Origin of the sequence: uncultured Granulicatella sp. (assembly GCF_963515615.1) — a bacterium.
In the GTDB taxonomy this organism is placed as follows: domain Bacteria; phylum Bacillota; class Bacilli; order Lactobacillales; family Aerococcaceae; genus Granulicatella.
The window spans coordinates 1-7,740 of the sequence record NZ_CAUPZT010000061.1 but is presented as its reverse complement, the minus strand read 5'-3'; the positions used below and the strand labels follow the sequence as shown (position 1 = coordinate 7,740).

General features: G+C 32.6%; 7 protein-coding genes, 1 tRNA gene, 2 pseudogenes and 1 riboswitch. All 10 genes and pseudogenes read right to left on the bottom strand.

Going from position 1 to position 7,740, the window contains the following annotated elements; genetic code table 11:
• The coding region (locus RYL55_RS07910; protein ID WP_315008477.1) for an AEC family transporter at positions 1-506 on the bottom strand (506 nt) is incomplete at its 3' end.
• Positions 507-626: 120 nt separating this feature from the next.
• Positions 627-1,442 carry a metal ABC transporter permease gene (locus RYL55_RS07905; protein WP_315008475.1) on the bottom strand — a complete coding sequence of 272 codons (816 nt, stop codon included), beginning with the start codon at positions 1,440-1,442 and terminating at the stop codon, positions 627-629.
• Positions 1,391-2,095, bottom strand: coding sequence for a metal ABC transporter ATP-binding protein (locus RYL55_RS07900; RefSeq protein ID WP_315008473.1), 705 nt, complete (start codon positions 2,093-2,095; stop codon positions 1,391-1,393). Before RYL55_RS07900 ends, RYL55_RS07905 begins: the two co-directional genes overlap by 52 nt.
• Before the next feature lie 155 nt (positions 2,096-2,250).
• Positions 2,251-3,072 (bottom strand): annotated as a pseudogene (locus RYL55_RS07895) (SEC10/PgrA surface exclusion domain-containing protein); the annotation flags it as partial.
• A 126-nt stretch (positions 3,073-3,198) separates the two neighbouring features.
• Positions 3,199-3,735, bottom strand: a pseudogene (locus RYL55_RS07890) (N-acetylmuramoyl-L-alanine amidase family protein); the annotation flags it as partial.
• A 380-nt stretch (positions 3,736-4,115) separates the two neighbouring features.
• Positions 4,116-4,205, bottom strand: a riboswitch (TPP riboswitch).
• A gap of 63 nt (positions 4,206-4,268) precedes the next feature.
• Complete coding sequence (locus tag RYL55_RS07885; protein ID WP_315008472.1) at positions 4,269-4,922, bottom strand: response regulator transcription factor; 654 nt, start codon at positions 4,920-4,922, stop codon at positions 4,269-4,271.
• Complete coding sequence (locus tag RYL55_RS07880; protein ID WP_315008470.1) at positions 4,915-6,045, bottom strand: sensor histidine kinase; 1,131 nt, start codon at positions 6,043-6,045, stop codon at positions 4,915-4,917. The genes RYL55_RS07885 and RYL55_RS07880 overlap by 8 nt, the downstream gene beginning before the upstream one ends.
• Positions 6,042-6,701, bottom strand: coding sequence for a type II CAAX endopeptidase family protein (locus RYL55_RS07875; RefSeq protein ID WP_315008468.1), 660 nt, complete (start codon positions 6,699-6,701; stop codon positions 6,042-6,044). Before RYL55_RS07875 ends, RYL55_RS07880 begins: the two co-directional genes overlap by 4 nt.
• A gap of 12 nt (positions 6,702-6,713) precedes the next feature.
• Positions 6,714-7,433: a metallophosphoesterase family protein gene (locus tag RYL55_RS07870; RefSeq protein ID WP_315008466.1), complete on the bottom strand. Its 720-nt coding sequence runs from the start codon at positions 7,431-7,433 to the stop codon at positions 6,714-6,716.
• A gap of 150 nt (positions 7,434-7,583) precedes the next feature.
• Positions 7,584-7,656, bottom strand: a tRNA-Thr gene (locus tag RYL55_RS07865).
• Positions 7,657-7,740 lie beyond the last annotated feature (84 nt).

The following is a 7,740-nucleotide window of genomic DNA, read 5'->3' as shown; positions in this document are numbered from 1 at the left end:
GGTGGTGAGAAAATCCGACTCCATTGAATTCCTTTTCCATCATGTTGCTGATTATAATAAGCAAATAAATACGTCCCCACTGTAAACGTCGATAAAGTATTCACTACATAATATACTAAAAAATAAGGCATAGCCTCTTCACCAAATAAAGATAAATTCAAAGGCATTCCCATAAAAATCGTATTCGCATTGACAATCGTATTCATTACCGTCGCCTTACGTTCATTAGGAATACCAAACATTTGAACGATTAGCCAAGCAAGAAAATATCCAATAATAACACTCAATAGTGGAATTCCTAAACTTCCAACAAATTCAATCATTTTTTCCTTTGAGATAAATCTTAAAACAGAAATCATAATCGAAGCGGGTAACGCAATTTTAATAATAAGGGAAGAAATACTTGCTGAAAAATTTTCATCAAACCAGCCCTTTATTTGTAATACATATCCTAAACTAATCATGATGACAATTGTTGCCATACTTGAAAAGATTTGACCTAACATTTTAATCCTCCAATTACTTAGTACAGTCACTATACTCTGCTTTTCCTCTACCTGTCAACATTCCATAAAATATAAAAAATCTCGAAAAATCTGCTAGACAAACTTTTCGAGACTTCAACTTTATTTCTTGAATTGATTTTTAATCATTGTTCCAAATAAACTAATGACTAAAATTATTAAGAATACACAAGTAATCGTAGCACCTGGTGGTGTATCAAATTCATAAGACATACTTAACCCAGTAAAAATACCAAAAATACTAATTAGCACACCTGACACAATCACTCCTGTAAAACTTCTCGTCAAACGAATCGCAATCGAAGCTGGTAACACAATTACCGCTGAAACCAATAAAGCTCCAGCAATTGGCATCATCACTGAAATGACTACACCCGTAATAATCGTGAAAACTTGTGTCATCAAACGAACAGGTAATCCTGCCGTATAAGCAGTATCTTCATCAAATGATAAAACATATAATGGTCGTCTAAAAATCAAATATAACACGACTACAATAATCGCTAAAGCAATCATCAATCCCATTTGCTGTTGTGTAATCGTCACAATGGAACCAAATAAAAATTGATCTACACTAATCGTTGAACGACCTTTTTGGAAATTCATTAAAATTAAGGCAATCGCCATCCCGCCAGACATTAATATCGCAACGGTCACTTCTGAATAACCTTTAAAATATTTTCCAATTACTTCTAACACAATAGCTGCTAAAACTACCACTACTAATGTCATAAAGGTAGGATTATAGCCTAATAATAAGCCTAGAGAAACACCCACTAAGGAAACATGCGATAAGGTATCTGCCAATAATGACTGTCTTCTTAAAATTAAAAATAAGCCCAAAATTGGTGTAATCATCGCCATTGCTAATCCTGTGATGAATGCTCTTTGCATGAAACCATAGAAAAACATCTCCATGGAGAATCCTCCTTTCTCATCAAATGAATATGTTTATCCACATATTGTTCCAAATCTTCTTCCTCATGCGTCACCATTAAAATTGCTTTTCCATGATGTGCACAACTGTGATGTAAGAGTTGGTAGAAACGCTCTCTACTTGTTTTGTCCATTCCTGCTGTTGGTTCATCTAACACAAATAAGTCTGGATCTGTTGCAAAAATACGCGCTAAACAGATTCTTTGTTTTTGACCACCCGACAATTCGCCAATACGTTTATGGCGTTCATCCCACATTCCAACAGATTTTAAGGCTCTTTCAATATGTTCATGATCTTCTTTATCTAATCGTTGGAACCAACGACCTTGTTGGTAACGACCTGAAGCAACTAATTCATAAACGGTTGAAGGAAATCCCACATTAAAAGAAGAAATTTGTTGTGGGGCATATCCAATGGATAATGTTTCTCCTTGTGTATTAACGGTTGCGATTGTTGCTTTTCCTTGTTTTGGAGTTAATAATCCTAAAATATTTTTTAATAAAGTGGATTTTGCTGCACCATTTTCACCTGTTAATATGACAAACTCTCCCGGTTCAACAGTGAAACTAATGTTTTCTAAAACGGGCTCATTATCATACGAAAATGATAAATTCTCAACTGAAACGTAACTCATACTAACTCCTTCCTTTTCTAAATCGTAGTAATTCTTTTTTATGTACGTTTGTTAGGATAGCATATTTTAGTACGAATAATCAAGAAATTACGATACTATTCACGAAATTTGTGGATAAAAAAAGCAGGCAATTATGATTGCCCACTTTTAATCGATTATTGTAAACTTGCTAACTGTTCTTTCAAACGTTGAATCACTTTTTGTTCATAATCTGTGCGAACTTTTTGAGAAATTTCTACTTTTGAAAATGGTAATGAACCTTGTTTTTCAATATAGGAATCCTCCACTTGAATAAAGTGTCCAGAAGCTCCTAATCCAACAGCAAAATACTGATTTTGATAAGTATTTCCAAAGTTTACACCAGCAATGCTTTGTGCATGGTCATATTCCATTCCATTAAATAAAAATATCAAAATAGCTTCTCTTAATTCAGCACGAATTGTAAAATAATCTTTATTTTGGAAATCAGTACTAATCGCATTTTCAAAATATTGTTTTCCATTTTCTTTTGATTGATCTTGAGAAGTTAATATGCCATATTGTTCCACTACTTTATTAATAGCATATGCATCATGCCCTTTACCATCAGCAATAAATCGCCCATCATGAATATATTCTTTCGCAATTTTCTCAGCAATAGTAACCATTGTATCTGTTACTTTTACAGGAGATAATTTCATTTGTTGACGAACAGAATTAATAAGAGATGCTGCATATAAACTTAAAGATTGTTTCATATCTTCTGGCATTGTACGAAGATTATATTTTGCTAATAATGTATTAGAGATAGCACCTATTTCTTTTTGATTTGCTTTTAATAATTCTTTACTTAATATATTTAAAGCTGAAATATTTTCTTGATGTTTCCCCTGCTCAGTTGAACCATATTGGTATAAACGTTTTGCAAAATCATCATTTATAGTGATTGAATCTTCGGACTCTAACCATTGAATGGCTTTTTCTAATGCTTTTTTCTCATATTGTTTTCTTTGAGATTGTACACTATTATCCAGCTCTCTTCTTAAATGAGCTTCTTCTGATTCACGCATTTTACCATTTGATTCTAAATAGTATCCATCTATTTCTTCATCATGAGCATAAGCACCATTTCCTTTTAAATAATACCAAGCCTGATAAGTTTGATCAAAAATCCATTCTGAATTAGCCATTTTACCATTTGATTTTAGGTAATAAGATCCTTCCCACTCATTACGAGCATAAGATCCATCTGCCTTTAAATAGTACCAAGCATTTTCAAAAGTGCTTTGCACCCATTCTGAATTAGCCATTTTACCATCAGCTTTTAAATAATAGTCTTTTTGCCATTCAGAACGTGCATAAATACCATTTCCTTTTAAATAGTACCAAGCTTTATAAGACTCATCATAAACCCATTCCGCCAAAGCCATTTTTCCATTTGGATTTAAATAAAAATTTCCTTGCCAAGTTGAATAAGCATACGTTCCATCCGATTTTAAATAATACCAACCTTGATAATCAGGATCATAAATCCATTCTTTTTCAGCCATTTTTCCATCAGCTTTTAAATAATAGTTTCCTTGCCATTGTTTCATCACAGGTTTTTGATTTTGATAAAAATACCAGAACCCATTTTCTTTTACCCATCCTTGTTTGGATGTTTCTTGTGCTGCCACTCCTGTGAAGCTTATTAAAGTCAAAGTTGTTAATAATGAAATCATCATTTTTTTATTCATAAGGAACCTCCTTCATTCATACTGTTATTGTACCGAATCTTATATAAAAATCAACTGATAGCCTATAAAGAGAAACTCCACTATCAGGCACAACTCTGATAGTGGAGAAAAAGGGAAAACTCACCAAAATGATGGCAACACTTTGGTGTTTTACTTCAATTCGAAAGCACATGTTTCCTGCTGACAGAAACAATACGTTAAAACTATATAAAAAGCCCCTTTCGTATTTTAACAAAAGGGGATTCATCGCATAATCATAGATTGGAATAAAATACTAGTTTAAAAACTGTAAGTTACCCCTCTTCTATACTTGATCGTCATTTTCCTTCGCTGGCATTATCCAGAACAGGTTCAATGGGTATGATCTCAGCCTTTCGGCACCCCAAATGCTTCTCTATTGAATTGAGTTCAGTATAACATGTTTCCTCTAAGAAGAAAAGTTATCTAAACTACTTTTATTAGCGAATATGATGATCATAAGCAAAAATTACTAATTGCGTACGATCTCTCAAAGCTAATTTTGATAAAATTGTACTAATATTATTTTTAACCGTTCCTTCAGATAAAAATAATGCTTCTGAAATTTCTTTATTATTTAACCCTTGAGATACAAGTCGAATCAATTCAATTTCTCTATCCGTTAAGCCGAATGAAGAAATATCCGTTTTTTCTATAGAAGAAGCTGGTACTTTTGGTTGCATCACTAATTTTTCAGAAACTGTTGCATCCATCACTACTTTTCCAGATAAAGCAACTTTAATCCCATCATAGATAGCTTCATAACTACTATCTTTTAATAAATAACCTGAAGCCCCATATTGCATCGCTTCTACTATATATTCCGTATCTTGAAAGGTTGTCACCATTACGATTTTCACTTCTGGATAAGCTTCTTTGATCAGTTTAGTTCCTTCAATTCCCGTACTTACTGGCATACGAATATCCATTAATACTACATCTGGAACTTCGATTTTGCAACATTCAAATGCTTCTCGTCCATTTCCAGCTTGATGAATCACTTCAATATCTGCATAAGTTTCTAGCATAATTTTTAAACCAGATCGAATTAATTGTTCATCATCTACTAACATCACTTTAATTTTTTCAGACATTGGATTCTCCTTTCAATTTCATTTGTACTGTAAATCCTTGTTCAGAATTTTTGATTTCTAATTGCCCCTGTAGTTCATGCAGTCGCTCTTCTAAAGCTTTTAATCCACCTTCTAGTGAAATAGCTGAAGATCCTACTCCGTTATCCATAATTGATACAATGAGTTCATTTGTAGAATACATCATTAATAGCGTAATTTTAGTTGCTTTTCCATGACGAATCGCATTTGTCGTTGCTTCTTGCACTCCTCTAAAAATGGTTAACTCTTGCTCTTTAGTAAGTTGAATCGTTGGTTTATTTTGTCGAAAGACAAACTCTACTCCACTATGTTGTTTCGTTTCATAAATAAATTCTTCTAAAGCGACATTTAGTTGTTGTTTCGTTAGTTGTTCTGGTTTTAAATCATGCACTACAGTACGCACTTCTTGTAACCCTTTCACTGCAAATTCTCTTAATTGTGTGCTCATTTGAGAAACTTGAGGATTATTTTCTTCACTTAATTTACTAATCGCTCCTAGTTGAATAATAATCGTTGAAAGACTATGCCCCACTGAATCATGAATTTCTCTTGATATACGATTTCTCTCTTGTAAAGTATATAATTCCTTCATCGTTCCCATTGTATATTGGGCTTGTTGCAATTCCTTTTTCTGTTCAAACAATTGATTTTCTTGCTCTTTTAATAAGTTTTCTTGTTCATTTAATTTTAAAACAAGATGTGCACCATAATAAAATAATACATTTCCAAAAATCATCACTGGAATCGCCCACCATTGTTGTTGCTTCATCCCCAATACAATAACTACTAGACTAATCATTACTTGAAGAATAATTGCATGCATGGATGAAAATCGAAAACTAATTTCAAAACATAATAAAAGCAGTAAACTAATCGAAAGGTGAGCTGAAACATAACAAAATGCTAAAATTAAAGTTCCTTGAACTAAAATTACCCAAGGATATTGAAGCGAATAATAATCTAATTGAGCTACAATCATCATTCCTAGAAAAAGCAATAAATGATAAGCATTAAAAGGTTGATAAAAAGCCCATTCTGCTAATGCTGTTATGAATAAGCCATAACGAATAATAAATTTAAATTGATTTTCTTGGATTGTTTTCATGATAAGAACCCTCTAGCAATTAAAAATATCATCGCAACACTATTACTGACAAAATGCATTAACATAGAAGCAGCAACATTATCCTTATAATAACGATATATCCCAACTAATGGAATTGTTAGAGGAACATACATCAACGCCGCACTCCAGTCAATTCCACCACTATTGGAAATTGAATGCAGTAAAACAAAGAAGAAAATAGAAATTGCCGTTAAAATCCATGGATTCATTTTATCTTTAAAAGCTCCAATAATTGCTTCCCTAAATACTAATTCTTCCACAATTGGTGCAACCACACAAGTTAAGATTAGCATTAATACAATAGATGTAGAACTTAATAACGATTCAATATTGGCTTGATTATCTGTCTGCTGTAATGGAACAACAAGAGCCAAAAGCATAGTAAGGACTACTCGAACTACATAGCCAATCGCAATATCTCGAATAAATCTACGTTTCTTTAAATCTTCAAAGCCTCTTTGAATCACTTCACGATAAGACCACACTGCATACATAGCTGTAATCAATTGAACTAAAATATAAACTTTTCTATCTACATGTAATGTACCATCTTCAGCTTGTGTTAGAAAAAATCGAGGAACAATCATCAAATTTGAAAAATAGACAAACCATAATAAAACTGCTTTTTTCTTCATTCTTTACCTCCATTAATGGAAATCTTTGTGTTCTAAACTATAAATTTTTTGAATCTCACCATCATACCATACAACACCATGTAAAGCTCCACCAAAAACGGCTCCACCGTCCATTCCGATTTTTCCATCATGTTGCCATAATTTCATATAATCTCCATCTTCATTTAATCCTTTTAATGGAGTATGTCCAAAAATAATTGTCTTACCTGTTGTATTTTTTCCTGTATGAAACGGCTCACGTATCCAGTAAAAATCTTTTGGAACAGTGTCTAACCAATGATCTAATCTTAAATCTACTCCAGCATGAACAAATAACACATCTCCTTCATCAATATATAAAGGACGTTCTCTTAAAAAAGTAATTAACTCAGAATATTTCTCTTTTACTAATTCGCAATCTTTTAAAGAATCAATTTCTGTATCTACAGGACGATTTAACAGATGGTTTATAGTAGTATTCCCATTATTTCTCATATAATGATCAAAGCGCTCTTCTGGATTATCAATCCACGCTAAAAACATCACTTCATGATTTCCCATGACATACCAAGCATTTTTCTCTTGAACATATTTCATCGCTGTTAAAACACTTTTTTTATTATTAGGACCTCTATCAATTAAATCTCCAAGAAAAACTAATTGTTGAGTACTTTCATCCCAATTTTTCAACATTTCATCGAGCATTTTATCTTCTCCATGAACATCTCCAATAATAAAATATGTTTTTTTCATAACTTTCTACAACTCCTCTTTAAACATACGATGATTATACCATACTATAAACATTCAAAAAAGCTTACAAAATAATGTTTATTAGTATATAACTGAAAAACAAAAAAGACTGGTATTCACCAGTCTCACTTAATTTTATATTTTTATGTAAGCTACTTACCGGGATTGAACCGGCGACCTCCACCTTACCAAGGTGACGCTCTACCGACTGAGCTAAAGCAGCAAGTTACTGAATTTTGGGCAAAAAAAAAGAACTCCGCAAGTAGGACTCGAACCTACGACATCATGATTAACAGTCATGCGCTAC

Bases quoted from the DNA above. Each gene is read 5' to 3' on its own strand.
- RYL55_RS07905 (WP_315008475.1), bottom strand. From the start codon at position 1,442: ATGGAGATGTTTTTCTATGGTTTCATGCAAAGAGCATTCATCACAGGA.
- RYL55_RS07900 (WP_315008473.1), bottom strand. From the start codon at position 2,095: ATGAGTTACGTTTCAGTTGAGAATTTATCATTTTCGTATGATAATGAG.
- RYL55_RS07885 (WP_315008472.1), bottom strand. From the start codon at position 4,922: ATGTCTGAAAAAATTAAAGTGATGTTAGTAGATGATGAACAATTAATT.
- RYL55_RS07880 (WP_315008470.1), bottom strand. From the start codon at position 6,045: ATGAAAACAATCCAAGAAAATCAATTTAAATTTATTATTCGTTATGGC.
- RYL55_RS07875 (WP_315008468.1), bottom strand. From the start codon at position 6,701: ATGAAGAAAAAAGCAGTTTTATTATGGTTTGTCTATTTTTCAAATTTG.
- RYL55_RS07870 (WP_315008466.1), bottom strand. From the start codon at position 7,433: ATGAAAAAAACATATTTTATTATTGGAGATGTTCATGGAGAAGATAAA.